Raw genomic sequence first — 21126 nt, 5'->3', positions numbered from 1 at the left:
TGTATGGTCACATTCAGAGCGTGGCTATCGGGGCATCCGGGCAGCCACCTACCCGACCGTCCGGAAAGACGAGGTTTCGAGAAGTGACTGATCTACACGTCCGAAAGATGAATTTTGCTTTCGAGGACTACGACGTCCCCTTCCTGTGGAACGAGGAGAATCCGGCATTCTCGAGCATGGCCAATGCCGTCTCTTTCCTGGCCATCGGTTTCGAGAAGATGATCGTCAAGCTCATCATGCAAACCAAACCGCTGTTGACGGATCGCGCAGTTGCCGAGGAAGCCGACGCGTTCATGCGCCAAGAGGGACAGCATTCTTCGGCACATCGCCAACACGTCAAGGGCTTGATCAGGCGATATCCCGGTCTGCAGGAAACTCTCGACGACGTGGTCGGCGAGTTCGACAAACTCACTGCAGAAACGTCGGTGAACTACCGACTGGCATACACCGCCGACCTCGAAGCAACCTTCACCTCGGTGTTCAAGCTGATGCTCGACAACGAATCTGCACTTTTCCGCCCCGGCGACGACAGGGTTGCGTCGCTGTTCATCTGGCACTTCGTCGAGGAAGTCGAACACCGAAGTTCCGCCCTCATCATCTTCGACTCCGTCGTCGGCAGCGACCTCTACCGGATGCGCATGGCACCGTCAATTTTCCGGCACGTCATGAAAGTGATCAGGCTGGCCTCCCTGGGCTTCAACAAGCATGTGCCGCGCGAGGATCGGCAGGTCGACGCGATGGCCATGTTCGCGTCGTATCGCAACCTGCAGTTTCTTCGCAAGCGTTTACCCGGGCTCGAGGCGCAGGACAACGGTCCGATGTCTCGCGCGTTCGACGTATTGCCGCTCGGCGAGCAACTCACCGCGCTGCGGGGAGTTATCCGCAGCCAACTGCCCAAGCACAACCCCGCCACCGAGAACTTGCCCGCCCTGGCCGACGTGTGGTTCGAACGTTTCGAAGCCGGATACGACGTAACCCGCTGGTATACAGCTGAATCGAACAGCACCGGGCCGAAGACAACAGGGGGGTCGAACAATGGCTGACCTCTGTTCCCCCACTTTCGATCAACTCGCCACGGAACTCGGCTTCTCCTGCGCAGAAGCGGGTGGGTTGGTCGAAATCCGCAATCCCTTCGGGCTGGAGAACTGGACTCTGCCGGTTCTCGAGTGGACCATCATCATCGGCTCGGTGCTCGCTCTGGTTCTCGCGATCGTGCGCTTGCGGCGAAACGGCGATCCCACCAATCTCATACTCTGGTTCGGCGCCACCGCCTATCTGTTCATCATCGAACCGCCGCTGTACTTTCCCGCGGCCTTCGGCATCGAGAAGCACGTGGATACGATGTTCGCGCACAACGTGTTCACCGTCGATTTCCTGTGGGGCAGACTCCCCCTCTACATCATCGCGATCTATCCGCTGATGGCAACGCTGGCCTTCGAAATCGTCAGGATGCTGGGCGTTTTCCGTCGGTACGGTGTGCTCGCCGGCGCAGTCTGCGTGGGCTTCGTTCACCACGCGTTCTACGAGATCTTCGACCATCTCGGACCGCAGCTTCGGTGGTGGGAATGGTCGACAGCCAACCCGATCAACCAACCGATGTTCGACGCCGTCCCACTGCCGAGCGTTGTTGTGTTCGCAGCCTTGTGGCCGATGTCGCTGGCATTCTGCGTCCAGTTCTTCGTTGGCCGCCACGTCGACGACGGCCAGCACTTCACCGGGCTCCAATTGGTTTGGCGCACAATCGTCATCGGCGTCCTGGCCTCAGTGGGCACGTTCATCCTGCCGTTGCCCGCGACAGTCTTCGGCGCGGGGAGCGACACGGTCCGAGGAGTGCTCTACGCAGCGGAACTGGTGATCCTCTCGGTTGTCGCGATTACGCTGTTGATCCGCCAGTGGACCCGGTTGCGTACGCAGCCGTCTGACGCGCCCCCGTACACCAACAGGTTTGTCCAGTACTACAGCGTGGTGTACCTGTGCATCATGGCCGTTCTCTGGGCCAGCGCCCTACCCGATTTCTTCGGTGCCGTCGACGGTTCGACCAGCAACGGAGACCCGATCGGGAATCTCTGGTACACACTGGCGTGCTTCGTCGTCGCAATACTCTGCGTCGCTGCAACATTCACCGTGACGCGTCGCAGTGCAGCAGCAGGTTACTCTCCGTCCACCGAAGAGCAACCCGCTCCTCACACCGCATAACTTGGTTGAAAACAGCTCGAAGTGGACGCACCCTACGGCACGCGGTGCGTCCACTTCTCGGTGCTGAACTTGGTCTCCACCAGCTCACGCGCCTGCGCCAACTCTGCCTCGGTGTAGGCACTGGTGCGGGTGTCGTGCTGCGATCGGAAGTAATTCTCGAACGCTGTCAGGATCGCGGCGCGTGTCATTCCGGTCTGAGAGCGGAGCGGGTCCACTCGTTTGGCCGCGCTCTTGGTTCCCTTGTCGGACATCTTCTCTCGGCCGATTCGCAGAACCTGCGTCATCTTCTCCGCGTCGATGTCGTAGGCCATCGTCACGTGATGAACGACTGTGCCGTCGGCGAACCGCTTCTGGGCTGCGCCGGCGATCTTGCCCTTGTCCGAGGCGATGTCGTTGAGCGGTACGTAGCGCGCGGTGATTCCGACTTCGGCAAGCGCGCCCATCACCCACTGGTCCAGGAAGGCGTACGACCGTTCGAAACTCAGCCCCTCCACCAACGACGCGGGTACCACCAACGAGTACGTGATGCAGTTACCCGGTTCCATGAACATCGCACCGCCGCCTGAGATCCGGCGCACAACACCGATACCGTGGCGCGCAGCAGCTTCCGAGTCGACTTCATTGCGTACGGATTGGAACGAGCCGATCACGACCAGCGGCGAATCCCAGTCCCAGAAACGCAAAGTGGCCGGACGCTCACCGGACGCCACCTCGCGCGCGATGACCTCGTCCAGCGCAACGTGCATCGCGGGATCGAGGACCACCGGCGAAATGACGTCGAATGTGTGGTCCGCCCAGCTGGTGGCATGACCGAGCGCGCGGCGAATCGCGATGCCGACCGACTCCGCGGTGAACCCGATCATCGACACGGACTCGTCGAGCGTCGCAATGATGGCGTCCGCCAGCTGTTCCACGTTGGCATCGGCCGGCATACCCGTCAGCGCTCCGTTGATGTCATCCAGCGCGCTGTCCGGCTCGAGGAAAAAATCGCCGGAAACCGCGACGCCGGACAGCTGGCCGTCCTCGACCTCGACATCGACTGCAACGAGCTTGCCACCAGGAACCTTGTACTCTCCGCGCATGGGTTCAGCCTATCCCCGCGGGATCGCCCGTCGGCGCGCGCCGTCGGAGCATCCGTTGTTCGCGCAGGAGGGCAGAGTCACACATCGGATACTCGGTGAGACAAAGCACCCCACCGGGTCGTGCCACCGTCGAGCGAAATGATGCCCAGGGTGCGATCATTAGCCCATTCGGCTCGAAACCTGACGAGCCACAACGGAGGTGCACATGAAGGTCCCGGCGTTCCACTCGACGGTTCCTTCCGATCTCGACGTCTACCACGACAACGAGAGCTGCATCCTTGCCGCGCGCATCGACCCTTCGGATCGAGTCGACGGCGTCGACGGTCGCCCGTGGTGCACTGCCTGTGCGTCGTTGGACTAGCACCGCCTGACGCGCCTACATTCTGCGCTCCCGCAGTCGCAGGTTGACGATCTCGAGTGCCGCCTCTTCGGCGTGATCCAAGGCCTCGGCTTGCTTCACCGAAATGCTGTCGCACAGCCAATCCCAGTGCAGCGCTACCACGTTCCCTCGCACCGGAGCGGGAGCAAGTGGAATGCCGTCGACGTTCCACCGCACGTGTTCGATAGCCTTCGGACCGCGGGTCAGTCGATTACCGTCGAACGCGAGCGGCGAGGACTCTACCTCGGCATACTCGTCACCTACTTCACGTACTTCGCCCCACCTGATTCGGCAGTTCTGGAGGATGGACAGTGGCACCGCACCGTGCTTCCGAAGAAGGCGCACCCACGGATACACGGCAAGAACGTGGAAACTGTGATGCGCAAGAGCGCAATCTCGGCGATCCAGATCTGGGAGCAACCCTCCGTCGTTGCGCGTCCCGAATTCATGCCGTAGGTGCGCCACCAACTCTTCCGAGTTCACCGAATCCAGCAGCGACCCACCCAACCAGTAAGCCTCGATCACGCGTGGGTCGAGTGGGTCGTCCACGCCCGATGCCCGGGCCAGTGCCTCGAGATACGGCCATGCACCGTCGAACTGTTGCGCTCGGCCTCGGTCCTGCTCTGTCACCGTTCCGGCCGCCTGACGCAAGAGCGCCGACGGATCGTCGGCTCCGCAATACCCCAATTCGTTCGGCGGATATGCGTACCTCGCAAACAGAGCCGGGCCGCTAACGTGAACGCCGGTCATCAACAGATCCGCGGAAGCTGTTCACCAGCAGGGAGATCCACGACCCGATTGCCACCAAGCGCGGTTCGGGCAACCACCATTCCGGAGTGCGCGCTCACGCACTCCCCGATCACCGTTGCCCCCCTTCCCAACGGGTGTCCACGCATGGCATCGAGCACGAGGTCGACGTCGGTGGGTGCGACAAACGCAACCAATTTGCCTTCGTTGGCCACGTACAGCGGATCCAGACCCAACAATCCACAGGCATCCCGAACGGCGTCGGGAATCGGCAGGTTCCGTTCCACGATCGCAACGCCGACATTCGACGCCTGGGCAATCTCGTTGAGCGTCGCTGCAACTCCGCCGCGCGTCGGGTCGCGAAGGACGTGGATGTCCGCGCCGGTGGCGATCATGTCCGCAACCAGGCCGTTCAGTGCGGCGCAGTCGCTGCGCACCTCGGTTCCGAACTCCAGGCCCTCCCGGCAACTCATCACCGCCACGCCGTGAACTCCGATGTCACCACTGACGATCACTGCATCACCGACCTCGGCCCGGTTCGGCCGTATGTCGACACCAGCTGGCACGATGCCGATGCCCGCCGTGTTCACGAAGACTCCGTCGCCGTGACCGGCGTCGACCACCTTGGTGTCGCCGGTCACCAGACGCACTCCGGCTGAGCGAGCCGCGTCGCCAAGCGTGGCCGCCACCGTGGCTATGTCGGCGAGCGGCGTCCCCTCCTCGAGAATGAAAGCAGTCGACATGGCGAGTGGTTGCGCGCCGGCCATAGCAAGGTCGTTGACCGTGCCGTTCACGGCCAGATCGCCGATGTTTCCACCCGGAAACACCATCGGTTTGACCACGTACGAGTCCGTCGAGAATGCCACCCGAACGCCACCGATGTCGAGCACCGCGGAGTCTCCGAGTTCCGCGTCGGCCGCGTCGCCGAATGCGGGTAGGAACAAGTGCTCGATCAGCTCGGCGGACATCGCGCCACCACCGCCGTGTCCCATGACGATGTTCGGCGAATCACGGAGCGGCAGCGGGCAGACCCACGCCCCAGGGTCCACCACCGCACTGTTGTCAGCTCCCATGACCCGCCTCCTGCAGTTCCAAGCGTCGGTACAGGTAGTAGGCGGCGCACGCACCTTCGGACGAGACCATGGTGGCCCCCAACGGATTACGCGGCGTGCACTCCTTCCCGAAGGCAGCGCACTCGTTCGGCTTGATCAAGCCTTGGAGAACTTCTCCGGAACGGCACACCGATGACTCGTCGGTGTGAATGTCGGTTACCGAGAATCTTTGTTCCGCATCGAATTCCGCATACTTCGGCGCCAACTGCCAACCGCTGTCCGGGATGGGACCGATACCGCGCCACGTCCGGTCGGATACTACGAACACATCGTCGAGCATCGCCTTGGCTGCCACATTTCCCTGGGCCGTCACAGCCCGTGCATAGGCGTTCTCCACCTCGTGCCTGCCGGTTTCCAACTGCAGCACGGTCTTTCTGATGCCCTCGAGCAAATCGAGGGGTTCGAACCCCGTGACGACGATAGGCACCCGGTACTTCTCTGCCAGAGCGGGGTACTCCGATGTTCCCATCACACTGCACACGTGACCTGCGGCGAGAAACGCCTGTACCCGACACTCCGGGGAGTCCATGATCGCCGCCATCGCGGGCGGGACGAGCACGTGGGAGACAAGTAACGAGAAGTTCTTGATGCCGAGTCGGTGCGCCTGATATACGGTCATCGCGTTTGCGGGCGCAGTGGTTTCGAACCCGATCCCGAAGAACACGACCTCCCGGTCCGGATTCTCCTTCGCGATGGTCAGCGCGTCGAGCGGCGAATAGACCACGCGCACATCACCACCAGCACTCTTGATCCGAAAGAGGTCGGACGCACTACCTGGTACTCGCAACATGTCACCGAACGAGCAGAAGATCACGTCCGGGCGGGCGGCGATCTCGAGCGCTTTGTCGATGATCTCGAGCGGCGTCACACAGACCGGGCACCCCGGCCCGTGAATCATCTCGATCTGCTCGGGCAGCAATTGGTCAATTCCGTGGCGGATGATCGAATGCGTCTGGCCACCACAGACTTCCATAATCGCCCATCGGCGGGTAGCGAGGGTGCGAATCTGATCGAGTAATTTACCGGCCAACTCGGGGTCGGAGAATTCGTCCAGATACTTCATGATTGATTCTCCTTCTGATCGACTCCCAGAGCCTTGGCTGCGCGAGCAAATCCGTCGCCGAACTCCTCGTCGAGCACGCCGAGGTGCTCGAACTCCGCAAGTGTGCGTTGTGCTGATTCCTCGTCGAGCCTCTGAATCGCGAACCCGACGTGAACAACGACGTACTCTCCGACCGCGGCGCCCGGAATGTACTCGAGGCACACCTCTTTGCGGACTCCCCCGAAGTTGACGACGGACATCGTGGTTCCGTCACGATCCTCGAGCGATTCGATACGTCCCGGTACGGCTAAACACATGGCTACCCTCCTGACTTCATCGCGAACTCCCGACCAGCACTTGGCCGTACGCAAGACCACCGTCGTTCGGCGGTAACTCGTGGTGCGTCAGCGGGCGGAATCCAGCGTCTGACAGCAGTACCCGCGCCCGTGCCAGGAGTAACGGATTCTGGAAGACACCGCCACTCAAGGCAACGTCGTCGACGCCGGCCGCGGCGCGCGCTGCCTGCGCCCAGGTCACTACCAAACGCGCAACACTCTCGTGGAAGCGCGCACCGATCGCACCTGCCGACACACCGTTCCGTAAGTCGTCAACCACGGAACGTATGACCGGACCGGGATCGGCGATCCACGACCCGCCGGCATCTTCGCGTTCACCGAACACGTAGTACTCACTGCCGCAGTCGATTCCCCGGGATATTCCTTCAAATTCGATTGCTGCCTGAGCCTCGTACTCCACACTTTGGCGGACACCGGCAAGTGCGGCTACGGCATCGAAAAGCCGCCCCATACTGGAAGTCTCCACACAGCCGAATCCCGTCTCCAACTGATGACCGAGGACGGAGCGTTCACGAGCCGAACATGCTGCAACTGGTGGAAGCTCACTGTCCCAGCCGATTCCCGCCGATCGCAGGTGCGACATCGCCATGCGGTACGGACGTTCCACGCCGGCGTCACCGCCCGGCAGCGCTACGTACCCGAGATGCGCTAGACGACGGAAACCTTTGTACGTGGCGAGCAGCATCTCCCCGCCCCACACCGCTCCGTCCGCTCCGTAGCCCGTTCCGTCGAAGGCCATTCCGATAACCGGTTCGGAGCCGTCACAGCCGTTCTCACCCATCACCGCGGCGATATGCGCGTGATGGTGTGCCACAGTGCGCACCGGCCGTCCCGCCGCATGCCTTCTGGCCCACGCCGACGAGTGGTACCGGGGATGTTCGTCGCACACAACCTGACTCGGGGTGACGCCGGTAATCGATTCGAAGTGTGTCCGGGCCGCCGCGAACCCGTCCAACACGGCAACATCACCCATGTCTCCGATATGTTGACTCGGCCAGGCGGACGTTCCGTCGGCAATCACGAAGGTGTTCTTCAGATCTGCGCCCACCGCCAGAATCGGTGCGACGTCCAATGGCAGTTCGATCGGCAAAGGTGCATATCCGCGGGAACGGCGAAGCATCACTCGGCGGCCGTCGACTACACGCTGGACGGAATCGTCGCACGGCACCCGAATCGGGCGATCGTGGGTCAGGACACTGTCTGCCAGCGCGGACACTCTTTCCAGATCAGTGCCGCGGAACAGGATTGGTTCACCACCGAGGTTCGCCGACGTCATCACCAGCGCTGTCGGCCCAGCCGCATCACCGGGAAGACCGAGCAGGAGGTTCTGGATCGGGTTGTACGCCAGCATAATTCCGATATCCGGGATTCCCGGCGCGACCGAAGGCGCAAGGTCGTACTTCGACGCCTTGTCCACCAACACGATCGGACGCGAGCATTCGGTCAGCGCCCGCGACTGCGTCTCGTTGACCCGTCCCACCGCGTACGCACCGTTGATATCTCGCACCATCACGGCAAGCGGCTTACCGCGGCGGCGCTTACGAGCTCGTAGTTCCTGTACTGCCGACTCGTTTCGGGCATCGCACGCCAGGTGATACCCCCCGATGCCTTTGACTGCAACAATCTTGCCGTCGCGCAAAAACTCTCGCGCCCGGTGTACGGCATCTTCGCCGTTCACGGGCACGGCAGCAGCATCTGCGTCTGTATCGACGAAGGTCAGGGTCGGGCCACACTGCGGACACGCAATCGGCTGCGCATGAAAGCGACGATTACGTGGATCGGCGTACTCGGCCGCGCATTCCGAGCACATCGGAAACCCGCGCATCGTTGTCGCTGCCCGGTCGTACGGAAGTTCCTCGATGATCGTGAACCGTGGACCACAGTTGGTGCACGTGATGAACGGATGCCGATACCGCCTGTTCCCCGGGTCGGCCATCTCGCGCAGGCAATCGTCGCAGGTCGCAACATCAGGCGGTGCCAACGTCCGCCCTGCAGTCGTCGTGTCCGTGTCCACGATCCGAAACCCGGCCCGCCCACACGCCTGAGCAGGCACGCACTCCACCGAGTCGATCCTGGCCAACGGCGGCTGGCGCACCCGCAGTACCGTCGCGAACTCCGCGAGCGATAGATCCTCGCCCTCGAGGTCGATCACCACTCCTCGCGGCGAGTTGCCCACCGTGCCCGTCAGCCCCAATTCGGTTGCGAGTGAATACACGAACGGTCTGAATCCGACTCCCTGCACCACCCCCTGAACATGAAGTCGGATGGCGGTGATCATGGCTCGCCCCCACCCTCGCCCTCGACCTCGACCTCGACCTCGGGGCGTGATCGACCCATCAGCTCCAAACCCGCAAGCGCCTCGGCAGCGCCGGTCGCGTCCACCTTCTCGACGGCAAAGCCCATATGGATGACAACCCAGTCACCAGCGCCGACGGTATTCTCATCGAGCATCCCGATATTCACCTTGCGCGCCGCACCTTCCACATCGACGAGCGCCAGTTGTCCGCCGTATCCGTCGAGCAGCGCCACGACGCGTCCAGGGATACCCAGGCACATGGTCATGCCCCCTGATCAGCGGTTGCGGCGTCCGCCGCCATCGACCTGACAAGGCCGATAACAACTGACGCGGCACCGGTCACGGCAGCCTGAACCTGTGGTGTCAATCCGATCCCCTCGTCCACCGATTCGACGTGCGCACCAACGACAAACGTTCGCGGCGCTGTTCCACCGAGCGCCCGCAGACTGGAGAACACGGAGTTCGGATCCAACGAATGCGCGTCGAACCTTGCCGTGCTGTCATCCCTTTCGGCCTCCAGCTCGAATACCTCGACCGCGCCGGGTTTCCCGCTCGGCGGCAGCGCGTCGATCAGCACCAAGGCCTCCCACGCTTCCAGAAGGTCGTAGGCCAGGTGCACCCCTCGAATTCCGTAGTCCACCAACTGCACTCCCGCCGGCAGTTGCTCCTGTTGCAGCACCCGCACGACTTCGGGCCCGAACCCGTCGTCGCCGAGAAAGATATTCCCGACACCCGCAACCAGAACGCGCATGCGTGACTACATCTTTCGCATCCGTAGATACCGTTGAATATCCGGCATCGACACCACCAACACGACGGCCGCAGCGATCGCTGTTGCGCCGAGAAGTACCGTCGACAGCATTCCCATGCCCCTCATAGTGTGTTCTCCTCTCGATTGCTCTGCGTCTGCGCTCCGGGCACCGGTTCCACCTCGTCCGGAGCAAAATACAGATAGCGGCCGTACCAGTTGTGCAGGTCGGCCGCGGGATCGTCGAGCAGCGTCACCCCTACGTGAATGTCGCCGTCCACGTCTTCGTGGATGGTGGCAACGCGAGCGAGCTTGCCGTCGAAAAACAGGTCCTGAGCGTCGGCCCGCCGCGACGGATGCACGCGTACGGTGCTTCCCCCGGCTATCCGCACACCGCCCACCAAGATGCCGTCGATTCGCGGCGACACCCTCGTATCGGCCTCGGGCGACCACCAGTCGACACCGTCTGGCACTTCGGGAAGCATGGGAGCCGAGTTTCCCTGCGCGTCTTCCTGCCCGGCATGAGGATCACGAAGCACTCCGTGAAGGTCGGCAAACCCTTCGGGTGTCAGGGCCTCACAACGATCGATGATCTCGGCGGCTTTCGGATCTGTCGCCCGCGCCTGCGCTTTCTCCTCGTCCGTCATCGTCAGAATGCGCAGCGACAGGATCTCGTCGATTTCGGTGGAATCGAACAGCGATCCTTCACTTTGCCCCGCGATCACAGGAAAGTCGTACAGAATGATCGGCGATACCAGAACCGTGGTCGAGCGGTCCGGCAACGCTGGATTCGGGGTACCGGCCAACACCGGATAGCACCGATCTTGAATCAACGGGTACTCGTGTGTCTGCTCGTCATTCACGCTGAAAAGTGAGACGAACGACGGCGTATCGCACTGCATGATCACATGCGCCCCGAGCATGGAATACGCCGGCGCCGAATGCTTGTCGACGGCCACGATCGCGGTGGTGTTTCGAACATCCATCGACAACACAACCTGATCAGGCCTCCCCGACGCAGCCCGAAGATCAACGAGTCCGGACAGCGCAGCCCGGGTGCGCACAATGCGACCGATAGATGCGCCGGTCGCATCCAGGATCGGTTCGATCTCCGAAAAGGCCGGAACCTCGAAAGCCAGGCTTCGCCCTTCGCCAAGGTCCGTGAGCCGGTGCGGACCCGACTCGATCTCACATTCACTTGCTTCGTCCCACGAAATCCATTCGTGGTCACCGGAAGTCACGTGATGCACTGACTCCCAGCCGTCCGGATCGATACGTCGTTGGACTGTTCGGCGCTGAAGGTGGAGAAACCGCAACGTGACACGCAGATCGCCGGCATCCGCGGCCACGACGGCTTGGGCCGACATCCCTGATTGCTCACCGACACCCAACTCTGATGCCCCCGGTGGACCGAGCACACCGAACTGCCAGCGGGACTGGTTCTTTCCCGAGTTCGCCCGGTACGGGTAGAGCAGGTACCCCTCGTACAGGATCGCGTCGGCTACGGCTCGAACGTCATGGTCGACACCCGCGTGTGTCATTGCGGCACCTCGATCCCCGCCAAGAGCGCGCCGACCGTGGATTCCAAGTCGGTGTAACCGTGTGTGGCTTTGAACCGGGTGAGTTCGGCAATGGTGTCATGATCGAGGCGTACCCAACCCGAACCCGGGTAATGCGTCTCGATCATGTGCTTCCACGTGGCCACCGGCATCTCGTACGACGCCGATCTGTCCCACGGAATTTGCTCGACCGAGAATCCGCGACTGCCGTCGGTGAAGACGGTGCCGCTCAGTAGCACGACTACCGGCACCGTGCCGTCCTGCAGGGCATGCATGTACTTGGATGCGGTCACCGCGACGTCGTACGTACACGGCATAGGAAGATCGGCGACCGTGACTCCTGAGAACCCCTGGACCACCGTCGAGCATTCCATCCAGAGGAAGGTTCGTAGCGTACTCGACCAACGTTCACGCCGACCGAACAAATCGAGCAGCGCGTCTTCTTCAGATGCGGAGTACGGCCGTCGGTGTGGTTCGATCCGAACCTGTGCTCGCACGGCCAGCGCCCGCACAGGTGTTCCGGTGGACTCCGAAATCTTCAGTTTCACTACGAGATTGGGGGTCACCGCGTACGGGTCGACCATGATGTCCACGACGGAGAACTCCAAGGCGGTCATCGCGACCGTTCCTCGACTCTGTGGAAGAACTCCGCGATCTCGGTGTGCGCATCCTGGCCGCCGTCGAAACCGCGCCACACCTTCCGCAATCGCCCTACCAACTCGTAACAGGCGTCGATCGGCACAATGAAACATCGGGGAGCCACCTCGCCCGGAACAACGTGAACGATCAAGGCCTCGACGTCTGCTCGCATCGTGCTCGTTCGAGGATTCTCCCGCAGCACCGCCTCGAAAGCATCGATGGGTAGCTCGGATTCCGTGGCCCCCGCCGGACCGGGATAAAACGCGATGAATTTGTCCAACACGGAATTGCGGAAGAAGAACGCCAGATTCACCGGAATTTCCAGCGATTCCCATCGACCAGGGCCCAGCTCGAAATCGTCGAGTTCCTCGTATCGATCCGGAACTGCCTTGTACCGCAGATCAGCGTCCACCGGGGCAAAAAGCAGGTAACACGGTCGACAGACGCACATCAGGGCGCGCACCGAGACATCGACGACGTGCTGATGGTCCTCGCCGATGCCGACCGCGCACATCTCGCATCGCGGACCGGTTGGTACCGATCGCGCCGACGCTATTCTCGTGAGAACCTCTCCCACAGTGGATTTTGCCACTACATCACCGATACCTGAACGTCAGCTGCTGAACTTCCCGGTGCAGCGCTGCCAGGCACTGCCACCGACAGGATCCCGTCGCGAGGCAGAAGCGGCAGGGGCGCAAGATGTTCCGCCCCGGCATCAACACCGGCACGGGCATCGACGCGCGCGCCTGCAGTTCGGACGTCGTAGTGAGTGCCGCAGTTCGGACAGGTCAGCACCACGCCGCTACGTGCGGGTCGCCCCATCATTCGCTCCAGCATCGCCCCCGCCATCGAGCGATCACAGACCGGACAGTGATCGCGGTAGGCGTACAGGGTGTCGCCGAGCCTGCATACCAACAGATCTGCGCCTTCGACGCAAAAACCTGCCACCTCACCTTCGCCGACCTCGGCGAACTCCGGCACACCGATCCAGTGGCCGGCGGCGTCGTGGTGGATGTGCGAGAACAGCGACTGCGCCGAGATCACACCAGCTTTGGGCTCATGTTCGGTTGGGGTCTCGACCTCGATGCCGCTCGTCTCGGGCGCCGCAGCCGTCACGGCGTCCTGCACGGCTGATTCGAGCGTGACGGACGACGACGGACAACTGTTGCAGCTGCCGAGCAGCCGCAACCGCACCACACCATCGGTCACCTCGATCAATTCGACGTCGCCGCCGTGCGACCCGAGGTACGGGCGCACACTGTCCAGCGCCGTACGTATGCGGGTTTCCACGTCGTGCGGATGTAGGCCATGCACGAGCAGAAGGCTCGAGATCAGGTCGTCACGGGTCATCTCATCTACCATCGCGGAATCCGCAAGGTGCACAGTGCGTTCGAGAGCTGCGCCGTAGAGTTGCACTACTTCACGCACCAGTTGCTCTGCACGATCACGTGCTACCGGTCCGCCCCCTGCGCTGGCCTGCAACAGAGTTTCGATGCGTTCGCCCGCTCCACGCCAGTAGTCACCAGGCGGTGCACCGCTCGCGTTCTCACCGCGCTCCCGGTCACCGTGCTCCCTGTCACCGTGCACCACGGGCTACTCCCCCGTCACGGATTGTGTCGGCGAATGCAGTTTCTCGATGGTCTTACCGCCACCGAGATACATGTGTACGCCACACGGCAGGCACGGGTCGAAACTGCGGACTGTGCGCATGATGTCGATACCCTTGAAATTGTCCCGATCGTTCTCCTCGAAGATCGGCTGACCTTGCACCGCATCCTCGTACGGCCCGGGAGTGCCGTAGCTGTCACGCGGGCTCGCGTTCCACGGAGTTGGCGGGTACGGGTGGTAGTTCGCAATCTTGCCGTCCCGAATCACCATGTGGTGGGAAAGAACTCCGCGGACGGCTTCGGTGAAGCCGCAGCCGATACCCTCGTCCGGAACTTCGAACGATTCCCACGTCTTGGTCCGGCCGGCGCGAATCTCCACCAAAGCCTCCTCCGCAAAATGTAACGCCGATGCGGCCGCGTATGCCTGGAAATACGTACGTGCACGGTTCCTTTCGAGCGTGTTGCTCCCGTGTTCGGGGATGTGCCACTCGAGTGTGACCGGCCCCTTCAGCGCTGTCTTGGGCAGATTGATCTGCACGCTGTGTCCGGTGGACTTGACGTAGCCGATGTCGACCAACTCCGCCAGCGCCGTGCTCCACAAGCGGGCGAGTGCGCCGCCGCCGGTATCGAGAGCAAGATTGTCTTTGCCGTCGAACCATCGAGGCGACATCACCCAGCTGTACTTGTCCTCCAGATCACGCTTCTGCGGATGAGGGTTGGTGTGCTGATTCCAGGGGTGACGCCGATCCACCGCGTTACCGAGAGGGTCGGTCTCGACAAACATCTCCTGGTCTTTCCAGTCCTCGTAATACGAAGAGCCCAGCATGATTCGGATACCGAGATTGATATCGACCAGATCGGTCGTGATCAGTTTGCCATCGACCACGATTCCGGGGGTCACGAACATCTTGCGTCCCCACTCGGTCATGTCCTTGTACTCGAAATTGCAGAATTCCGGATCCTGGAACGACCCCCAGCATCCAAGGAGAGTCCGACGCAGACCTACCTTCTCGTAACCGGGCAGGGCTTCGTAGAAGAAGTCGAACAGATCGTCGTGCATGGGCACGACCTTCTTCATGAACTCCACGTAGCGCATCAACCGCGTCATGTAGTCGGTCATCAGTTCGATGGTGGCCACTGTTCCGACGCCGCCCGGATAGAGCGTCGACGGATGAACGTGACGGCCCTCCATCAGACAGAACATTTCACGGGTCGAACGTGAAACCTGAAGGGCCTCACGGTAGAACTCGCCGGTGAACGGATTGAGAGTGCGCATGATGTCGGCGATGGTGCGGTAACCGTGCTGATCCTCGTGCCGGCAGCGGGTGTTCTCCGCCTGCGCCAGGACACCGGGATTGGTCTCGGACACCATCTTCTCGCAGTAGTCGACCGCAACAAGATTCTCTTGAAAGATGTTGTGGTCGAACATGTATTCTGCGGCTTCACCGAGATTTACTATCCACTCGCCCAGATGCGGTGGTTTTACGCCATACGCCATGTTCTGGGTGTAGCACGAGCACGTCGCGTGGTTGTCTCCACAAATACCGCAGATGCGACTGGTGATGAAATGCGCGTCGCGCGGATCCTTCCCCTTCATAAACAGGGAATAGCCGCGGAAGATCGACGACGTACTGTGGCATTCCACGACTTCCCGGTTCGCGAAGTCGATCTTGGTGTAAATGCCCAGACTTCCGACGATGCGGGTGATGGGATCCCACGCCATCTCCACCAGACCGTCACGATCCGCGGTAGAGGTGGGTTCGGGAACGATGGCCGTCATGTCAGTGCCTCCCAGTTTCGATGTATCTCGAGTTGTTCACCACGTGCGAGTGGCGCCGGTGAGCAACTTCGAACCCCGTTCGCGCCAATGCGGTTCCTTGTCCAAGGTGTGACCGGTGATCCGGCGCAGACTGTGAATCACGCTGCCGTACATACCCACAGCGGTGGACGAAAGCTTGCCGCCGGGTGGTTCGTCCATGAACGGCATGAATTTGTCCGGGAACCCCGGCATGGTGCACCCGATGCAGATGCCGCCAACGTTGGGGCATCCACCCACTCCGTTGATCCAACCACGTTTGGGCACATTGCATTTCACGACCGGACCCCAACAGCCCAGTTTCACGATGCACTTGGGCGAACCGTATTCGGTGGCAAACTCTCCTTGCTCGTAGTAGCCACCGCGATCACAGCCCTCGTGCACCGTCGCGCCGAACAGCCATTGTGGTCGCAGCGATTCGTCCAGTGGAATCATCGGCGCTTGATCAGTTGCCATGTACAACAGATAGGTCAGGGTCTCCGACAGATTGTCCGGTTGGATCGGGCATCCCGGCACACAGACGATCGGGATACCGGCCTTGGATTTCCACGTCCATCCCAGATAGTCCGGTACGCCCATCGCGCCGGTCGGATTTCCCGCCATGGCGTGAATTCCGCCGTACGTCGCGCACGTGCCGACAGCAACAACCGCAGTCGCTTTGGGGGTCAGCCTGTCCAGCCACTCACTGGTCGTGACCGGTTGCCCCGTCTCGCGGTTGTTGCCGAAACCGCACCAGTAGCCCTCGTCGTGCAGTTTCTCGTTCGGGATCGACCCTTCGACAACAAGGACAAACGGATCGAGTTCACCCCGATCCGCCTTCCAGAACCATTCCAGGAAATCGTCGGCGCCGCCCTCTGGCCCACACTCGAAGTCGATCAGTGGCCAATGCACCGCAACCTGGGGCAAGCCGGGCAGCGCACCGAGTGCAATCTCTTCGATGCTCGGCTGCGTGGCCGCGGTCAACGCCACCGAATCGCCGTCACAACTGAGCCCGGCGTTGATCCACAGAACATGGATGAGAGTTTCTTCCGCCTTCGCTGCTGCGGTGTCCGCAGTCGCATTCTGAGTAGTCATATCAGCCGCTTTCACGTGTGCGACGGCACCACTTGCTACACCGGGTCTGGTTCCACCGGATTCCTGCCGCCGGTATCGAACACCACCCGAGCCGATATTCGGCCCGCAACGTGGCACCCACTCATTTCATTAAGTACCCGAGCAGATCAGTTGTCAACGACAACTCAGGAAAGCGCCATTCGAGAATCGATCCAGTCATACCACTGCGACAAACCCTCACCCGTCGTTGCCGACAAAACAACAACGCGCACAGCAGGATTCAGCGATTTTGCTTGACGGATGCATGCCTCGACGTCAAATTCCACATAGGGAAGCAAATCGATCTTGTTGACGATGACGAGGTCCGCGACGGCAAAGATATGCGGATACTTCATCGGCTTGTCGGCACCCTCCGGCGTAGAAATTAGGACAACCTTGCCTTCCTCGCCGAGGTCAAAAAGTGCGGGACACACTAGATTTCCCACATTTTCAATCAAGAGTAGAGAATCGTCGAGCGGCCGATTCACGTTAATAGCCCGATCGATCATTTCCGCATCCAGGTGGCAACCCGCACCCGTATTCACCTGAACGACAGGAGATCCCGTTGACCGAATCCTCTCGGCATCGAGCGCAGTCTCCTGGTCGCCCTCGATAACGGCAACGGGAAATCGGCCGCGCAAGTCGTTGATCGTGCGAACCAGCAACGTTGTCTTACCCGCGCCCGGCGAACTCATAACATTGAGTGCGGCAATCCGGCGCCGGCGCATCCACTCGCGATTGCGGGTGGCAACTTCGTCGTTCTTGGCGAGTACCTGTTGTTCCAGAACAACGGTCGTGCTGTGGGAATGTTCGTGACTGTGTGAATGATCGTGACTATGCGGGTGGTCGTGCGGGTGCTCGTGGTCGTGCGGGTGCTCATGATCCTGACACTGCCCCGATTCACCGGAGATTCGCACCCCCGCGCCCTCACCGCAGCCGCATGTTGCGCACATGATCAGCTCACTTCCATCGACAATATCCGTAGTTCACGCCCGGCGAGGATCTCGACGTCGGCGCTGCCACAGGGGCAGAGCAAGATCATGTCCGGCGGTGAGAAAACCTCGCCGCATTGCCGGCAACGCACGCTCGTCGCGATCTCGTCGATGCGCAGACTCGCGCCTTCGGCCTGAGTACCCGCAGTCACGACGTCGAAGCAGAAGAGCAGCGAATCAGGCACAACAGCACACAGTCGTCCCACTTCGAGTCGGACACCACATACGCGTCGCGCGCCTGCCTTCTCGCACACGGCATCGACCACACTCTGGGCAATCGACAGTTCATGCACGGCAGACCCGCAATTCACATGTGAAGGGACCGTACGTTCCACGATAGGGCAGAGCCATGGCTTAGAAAAACGGTGGCTTAGAAAAACCGTGGCATAGAAAAAGGCTGCGATCCGCATGTACATGCGGATCGCAGCCTGATGCTTGCCGGGGAGAGGCTACTGTCCCGTGGTCGGCGCCTTGGTTGTGGTCGTCGTAGACGTCACCGTCGTGGTGGTAGTGGCGGCCGCACTTGAACTCGCTGTCTCCGATGTCGGAGCACTCGAGACTGCTGCGCCCGTGGTGGGCACCACCGATTCGCTCGGTGTTGCAACTGCACCTGAGGTCTCGGAAACAGATCCGGCGACAGGAGCATCCGGCGACGTTCCCGGCGCGGTGGCGGAGTCCGTCGAACCTGTGGTTCCGGCAGGAGCCTGATTATCGGTGCCTTCGGCAGCGACATCGCCTTCGGCTGCGTCGTCAGCCATGTACGCGTCGACGGCAGCGGCAAGCTCTACAGCCGTGGGCTTTGCCGTCGTATCGACGGGCTTACCGTCCTTGGCCTGCTGCGCGAGATACGTAAGCCACGCTGCTGCGTACTGCGCAGAAGTCAACGGCTTGCCGTTCGCGGCATCGGCGTCGCGCCAGTAGTCGAAGTGATGTCCGACGTCTGGACCGAGTGTCATCTGGTACGGATCACTCATGATCACCGGGATCGTGTTCTGGTTGGTGGCGATCAGTCCGACGATCTCCTTGAAGAGCTTCTGCGGCAGGTACGCCAGCGGAGAGACCTTCTCGGCGGTAATCGAGTCTTCGTCGGCCACGGTGGTCACCGTGGTGGCCGTACCTGGCTTGTAGTCAGGATCCGATACCTTCAGCATCACCTGGAGGAAGGTCTCGTCACCCTTCATCCAATCGGGATCGGATGAAATGTCGTTGAATGCTTCGAAGACGATCTGACCGAGCACAACGGCAACGTTGATACCGGTGGTCGGGGTGAGTCCCTGGGATTCGAGATCGTCGATGTTCAGCTGGCGTCCGACGTTCGCAGCCAGGAGCAAGAGCGAAATATTGCTCGGAGCCGAGCACGTGAAGTCACCGTCGGAGCAGAACGAGGCGACTTTGCCGTTCAGCTTGCCGAAGCTGCCCGCCGTGTCGGGGAGGACGCCCTGACCTGGGGTTGCCGACGTGCCATTCTGGTACTTCGTGTCGAAATTGTCTGGGTTCGTGAACGGATTCTGGGCGCCGATGAACGTGCCGTCTCCCTCTTCACGTCCCGCATCCGCGAGCATGACCACACCGACAACCTTGTCCGGGTCTACCCCGAACTCGTTGCTTTCCTGATTTCCGATGTCCATGGCAACACGGCGGACGACGTCAGCACCCTCGCTGTACCCGACGATCGAGAACTGCGTCTTGGGGCATTCCTTCGCGATCGCACTCATCACGGATTGGGTGTTTGCCGCGCCGGCGGCAACGGCATCCTCGTACGACGCCATGTTTGCCGGGTATGCGATATATACGGCCGCATACGAACCTGGCTTGGTCGTGTTGACCGAACCGGCCGGATTGATCACCTGATCGACGCGGTCACTCGTGTAATCGCCTGACAGCGCGGCAGGTAGCGGCTTACCGTCCGCACCGAGCAGCATCTTGACCGTGTTCGCGTCCGGAGTGTCGTGCCGACCGGCAACTGCGATGCTCACCATGTCGTGGCATTCGGTGACCGACGACGTCAGTTGCGTCTCGATCGTGCTGGACTGCGGTGAGTCCACGGCTACCGCCACAGCTACCAGCGCTGCAACGCCGAGCGCTGCAGGCGCCAGTGCGCCCGCAAGTATTCGATGTCGTGAAAAGAACCCACGAACCGGCATATTTTCTCCCCAATCCACTTTCGGAAAACGTACGACCGACCCCCGGGGCGTCACGCAACGTCATTCGAGTAGTCGTCCAGTTCGGGAGAAGCGTTACATCGGATAACGATCTGCGAGGGCTATGCGTGCTCGATTCGGCCGGAGAGGCCATGCCCTCACCCGACAAAATCCCTGTTCAGTCGTGCTCTGAGTCGAAAATAATGACCTGTCGGATTGCTTTCCCGTCCGCCAGTTCGTCCATCCCCGAATTGATGTCGCTCAGCTCGATTCTTGACGAGATGAGCTTCTCGACCGGTAGCTTTCCGTCGCGCCACAATTGCGCGTAGATCGGGATGTCACGCGCCGGGACTGCCGAGCCGAGATAGCTGCCGATGACGGTCCGAGCTTCCGCGACCAGTCCGAGCGGCGAAATCGACGAACGCGCGTCCGGCGCGGGCAGTCCCACCGTGACAGTGGTGCCACCCGCAGCCGTGGCGGACACGGCAGTCTCGAACGCGCGAGCATTGCCCGCAGCTTCCACCACAATGTCTGCTCGCACACCACTCTCGGACAAACCGGACGGTGTGAAGACATCGGTCGCGCCCAGTTCGAGTGCCTGAGCCAGCTTCGACTCGAGCGCGTCGACGCCGATGACCGTCGCGACACCCAACGCTCGGGCCGTCAGAATTGCTGCCATACCGACGCCGCCCAAACCGACAACCATCACGGTGTCGGTAGAACGGGGTTTTGCCGCATTGAGTAGCGCTCCGCCACCCGTCAGGACTGCGCAGCCCAGCACAGCTGCAACATCCGCCGGTACGTCGTCGTCGACGGCCACCACCGACTTGGCATTCACGACAGCGTGCGTGGCAAATCCGGATACTCCCAAGTGATGCTTGACGCTCACACCGTCGCGCTGCAGTCGGTGCGCACCGCCGAGAAGACTGCCGTCGTTGTTTGCGGCACTGCCCACCGTGCACGGCATCCGGCCGTCGGTTGCGCAGCCGGCGCACTCGCCGCACCGAGGCAGGAACGTCATGACAACACGATCCCCCACCCGCAGGGCGTCCACGCCGTCACCGATCTGCTCGATCCGACCGGCCGCTTCGTGCCCCAGCAGCATCGGCACCGGGCGAACACGATTGCCGTCTACGACGGAGAGATCCGAGTGACACAGTCCGGCCGCCTCGATCCTCACGAGGATCTCACCGGGACCGGGAGCATCAAGTTCGAGTTCCGACACCGTGATCGGCATCGACGACGCGTACGGGCGGCTCCGCCCGATTTCTTCGAGCACTGCTCCACGAATCTTCAACTGCGCACCCTGATTTCGCTGGTTA

The 21126-nt window shown here is 61.5% G+C and carries 22 protein-coding genes; 3 read left to right on the top strand and 19 right to left on the bottom strand.

Annotated elements, in window-relative coordinates; genetic code table 11:
• Positions 1 to 83 precede the first annotated feature (83 nt).
• Together CJ178_RS02445 and CJ178_RS02440 are read left to right on the top strand one after the other, a co-directional pair.
• A complete protein-coding gene (locus CJ178_RS02445) occupies positions 84 to 1043 on the top strand; it encodes a metal-dependent hydrolase (RefSeq protein WP_095886031.1) in 960 nt (319 codons plus the stop codon).
• A complete protein-coding gene (locus CJ178_RS02440) occupies positions 1036 to 2196 on the top strand; it encodes a hypothetical protein (RefSeq protein WP_095886030.1) in 1161 nt (386 codons plus the stop codon). The genes CJ178_RS02445 and CJ178_RS02440 overlap by 8 nt, the downstream gene beginning before the upstream one ends.
• A 32-nt stretch (positions 2197 to 2228) precedes the next feature.
• Here the strand turns inward: CJ178_RS02440 and CJ178_RS02435 are convergent, their stop codons facing one another.
• Complete coding sequence (locus CJ178_RS02435; protein WP_092808460.1) at positions 2229 to 3278, bottom strand: lipoate--protein ligase family protein; 1050 nt, start codon at positions 3276 to 3278, stop codon at positions 2229 to 2231.
• A gap of 205 nt (positions 3279 to 3483) precedes the next feature.
• Between CJ178_RS02435 and CJ178_RS32625 the strand changes: the two genes are divergently transcribed.
• A complete protein-coding gene (locus CJ178_RS32625; RefSeq protein ID WP_172935316.1) occupies positions 3484 to 3639 on the top strand; it encodes a hypothetical protein in 156 nt (51 codons plus the stop codon).
• A gap of 15 nt (positions 3640 to 3654) precedes the next feature.
• Here the strand turns inward: CJ178_RS32625 and CJ178_RS02430 are convergent, their stop codons facing one another.
• The 18 genes from CJ178_RS02430 to CJ178_RS02350 all read right to left on the bottom strand — a co-directional run bounded on the left by CJ178_RS02430 (position 3655) and on the right by CJ178_RS02350 (position 21101).
• The gene (locus tag CJ178_RS02430; protein ID WP_095886029.1) at positions 3655 to 4407 is read right to left on the bottom strand and encodes a DUF6390 family protein; all 753 of its coding nucleotides are present in this window, start codon (positions 4405 to 4407) and stop codon (positions 3655 to 3657) included.
• Positions 4407 to 5477, bottom strand: a complete 1071-nt coding sequence (gene hypE / locus CJ178_RS02425) for a hydrogenase expression/formation protein HypE (RefSeq protein ID WP_045067318.1) — start codon at positions 5475 to 5477, stop codon at positions 4407 to 4409. Before hypE ends, CJ178_RS02430 begins: the two co-directional genes overlap by 1 nt.
• Entirely contained in the window at positions 5467 to 6579 is a 1113-nt protein-coding gene (gene hypD / locus CJ178_RS02420) for a hydrogenase formation protein HypD (protein ID WP_033234886.1), read from the bottom strand. Before hypD ends, hypE begins: the two co-directional genes overlap by 11 nt.
• Complete coding sequence (locus tag CJ178_RS02415; RefSeq protein ID WP_033234887.1) at positions 6576 to 6875, bottom strand: HypC/HybG/HupF family hydrogenase formation chaperone; 300 nt, start codon at positions 6873 to 6875, stop codon at positions 6576 to 6578. The genes hypD and CJ178_RS02415 overlap by 4 nt, the downstream gene beginning before the upstream one ends.
• 16 nt (positions 6876 to 6891) lie before the next feature.
• Entirely contained in the window at positions 6892 to 9192 is a 2301-nt protein-coding gene (gene hypF, locus CJ178_RS02410) for a carbamoyltransferase HypF (RefSeq protein ID WP_095886028.1), read from the bottom strand.
• Entirely contained in the window at positions 9189 to 9470 is a 282-nt protein-coding gene (locus CJ178_RS02405; RefSeq protein ID WP_095887795.1) for a HypC/HybG/HupF family hydrogenase formation chaperone, read from the bottom strand. The genes hypF and CJ178_RS02405 overlap by 4 nt, the downstream gene beginning before the upstream one ends.
• Before the next feature lie 2 nt (positions 9471 to 9472).
• Complete coding sequence (locus CJ178_RS02400; protein ID WP_045067313.1) at positions 9473 to 9961, bottom strand: hydrogenase maturation protease; 489 nt, start codon at positions 9959 to 9961, stop codon at positions 9473 to 9475.
• A gap of 6 nt (positions 9962 to 9967) precedes the next feature.
• On the bottom strand, positions 9968 to 10087 hold the full coding sequence (locus tag CJ178_RS33685; protein WP_371851312.1) for a DUF6893 family small protein: 120 nt from the start codon (positions 10085 to 10087) through the stop codon (positions 9968 to 9970).
• Entirely contained in the window at positions 10084 to 11499 is a 1416-nt protein-coding gene (locus CJ178_RS02395; protein WP_095886027.1) for a hypothetical protein, read from the bottom strand. The genes CJ178_RS33685 and CJ178_RS02395 overlap by 4 nt, the downstream gene beginning before the upstream one ends.
• Positions 11496 to 12134, bottom strand: a complete 639-nt coding sequence (locus CJ178_RS02390) for a DUF6084 family protein (RefSeq protein ID WP_045067309.1) — start codon at positions 12132 to 12134, stop codon at positions 11496 to 11498. Before CJ178_RS02390 ends, CJ178_RS02395 begins: the two co-directional genes overlap by 4 nt.
• The gene (locus CJ178_RS02385) at positions 12131 to 12733 is read right to left on the bottom strand and encodes a DUF5947 family protein (protein ID WP_084702856.1); all 603 of its coding nucleotides are present in this window, start codon (positions 12731 to 12733) and stop codon (positions 12131 to 12133) included. Before CJ178_RS02385 ends, CJ178_RS02390 begins: the two co-directional genes overlap by 4 nt.
• Before the next feature lie 14 nt (positions 12734 to 12747).
• The gene (locus CJ178_RS02380) at positions 12748 to 13638 is read right to left on the bottom strand and encodes a NifU family protein (RefSeq protein ID WP_172935603.1); all 891 of its coding nucleotides are present in this window, start codon (positions 13636 to 13638) and stop codon (positions 12748 to 12750) included.
• A 111-nt stretch (positions 13639 to 13749) separates the two neighbouring features.
• Positions 13750 to 15543 (bottom strand): nickel-dependent hydrogenase large subunit, encoded by a 1794-nt coding sequence (locus tag CJ178_RS02375; RefSeq protein ID WP_095886026.1) that lies wholly within the window; start codon positions 15541 to 15543, stop codon positions 13750 to 13752.
• A gap of 36 nt (positions 15544 to 15579) precedes the next feature.
• Positions 15580 to 16653 (bottom strand): hydrogenase expression protein HypE, encoded by a 1074-nt coding sequence (locus tag CJ178_RS02370; RefSeq protein ID WP_033234895.1) that lies wholly within the window; start codon positions 16651 to 16653, stop codon positions 15580 to 15582.
• A gap of 164 nt (positions 16654 to 16817) precedes the next feature.
• Entirely contained in the window at positions 16818 to 17624 is an 807-nt protein-coding gene (gene hypB, locus CJ178_RS02365) for a hydrogenase nickel incorporation protein HypB (RefSeq protein WP_095886025.1), read from the bottom strand.
• A 2-nt stretch (positions 17625 to 17626) separates the two neighbouring features.
• Positions 17627 to 17956: a hydrogenase maturation nickel metallochaperone HypA gene (gene hypA, locus CJ178_RS02360; RefSeq protein WP_033234897.1), complete on the bottom strand. Its 330-nt coding sequence runs from the start codon at positions 17954 to 17956 to the stop codon at positions 17627 to 17629.
• 156 nt (positions 17957 to 18112) lie between these two features.
• Complete coding sequence (locus CJ178_RS02355; protein ID WP_033234898.1) at positions 18113 to 19807, bottom strand: cutinase family protein; 1695 nt, start codon at positions 19805 to 19807, stop codon at positions 18113 to 18115.
• A 175-nt stretch (positions 19808 to 19982) separates the two neighbouring features.
• Positions 19983 to 21101: an alcohol dehydrogenase catalytic domain-containing protein gene (locus tag CJ178_RS02350; RefSeq protein ID WP_095886024.1), complete on the bottom strand. Its 1119-nt coding sequence runs from the start codon at positions 21099 to 21101 to the stop codon at positions 19983 to 19985.
• Positions 21102 to 21126 lie beyond the last annotated feature (25 nt).

Source organism: Rhodococcus sp. ACPA4 (genome assembly GCF_002300185.1).
Lineage (GTDB): Bacteria > Actinomycetota > Actinomycetes > Mycobacteriales > Mycobacteriaceae > Rhodococcus_F > Rhodococcus_F globerula.
Note: the sequence above shows the minus strand (reverse complement) of the source record. Positions and strands in the feature narration are given on the sequence as shown.

Bases quoted from the DNA above. Each gene is read 5' to 3' on its own strand.
- CJ178_RS02440 (WP_095886030.1), top strand. From the start codon at position 1,036: ATGGCTGACCTCTGTTCCCCCACTTTCGATCAACTCGCCACGGAACTC.
- CJ178_RS02435 (WP_092808460.1), bottom strand. From the start codon at position 3,278: ATGCGCGGAGAGTACAAGGTTCCTGGTGGCAAGCTCGTTGCAGTCGAT.
- CJ178_RS32625 (WP_172935316.1), top strand. From the start codon at position 3,484: ATGAAGGTCCCGGCGTTCCACTCGACGGTTCCTTCCGATCTCGACGTC.
- CJ178_RS02430 (WP_095886029.1), bottom strand. From the start codon at position 4,407: ATGACCGGCGTTCACGTTAGCGGCCCGGCTCTGTTTGCGAGGTACGCA.
- hypE (WP_045067318.1), bottom strand. From the start codon at position 5,477: ATGGGAGCTGACAACAGTGCGGTGGTGGACCCTGGGGCGTGGGTCTGC.
- hypD (WP_033234886.1), bottom strand. From the start codon at position 6,579: ATGAAGTATCTGGACGAATTCTCCGACCCCGAGTTGGCCGGTAAATTA.
- CJ178_RS02415 (WP_033234887.1), bottom strand. From the start codon at position 6,875: ATGTGTTTAGCCGTACCGGGACGTATCGAATCGCTCGAGGATCGTGAC.
- hypF (WP_095886028.1), bottom strand. From the start codon at position 9,192: ATGATCACCGCCATCCGACTTCATGTTCAGGGGGTGGTGCAGGGAGTC.
- CJ178_RS02405 (WP_095887795.1), bottom strand. From the start codon at position 9,470: ATGTGCCTGGGTATCCCTGGACGCGTCGTGGCGCTGCTCGACGGATAC.
- CJ178_RS02400 (WP_045067313.1), bottom strand. From the start codon at position 9,961: ATGCGCGTTCTGGTTGCGGGTGTCGGGAATATCTTTCTCGGCGACGAC.
- CJ178_RS33685 (WP_371851312.1), bottom strand. From the start codon at position 10,087: ATGAGGGGCATGGGAATGCTGTCGACGGTACTTCTCGGCGCAACAGCG.
- CJ178_RS02395 (WP_095886027.1), bottom strand. From the start codon at position 11,499: ATGACACACGCGGGTGTCGACCATGACGTTCGAGCCGTAGCCGACGCG.
- CJ178_RS02390 (WP_045067309.1), bottom strand. From the start codon at position 12,134: ATGACCGCCTTGGAGTTCTCCGTCGTGGACATCATGGTCGACCCGTAC.
- CJ178_RS02375 (WP_095886026.1), bottom strand. From the start codon at position 15,543: ATGACGGCCATCGTTCCCGAACCCACCTCTACCGCGGATCGTGACGGT.
- CJ178_RS02370 (WP_033234895.1), bottom strand. From the start codon at position 16,653: ATGACTACTCAGAATGCGACTGCGGACACCGCAGCAGCGAAGGCGGAA.
- hypB (WP_095886025.1), bottom strand. From the start codon at position 17,624: ATGTGCGCAACATGCGGCTGCGGTGAGGGCGCGGGGGTGCGAATCTCC.
- CJ178_RS02355 (WP_033234898.1), bottom strand. From the start codon at position 19,807: ATGCCGGTTCGTGGGTTCTTTTCACGACATCGAATACTTGCGGGCGCA.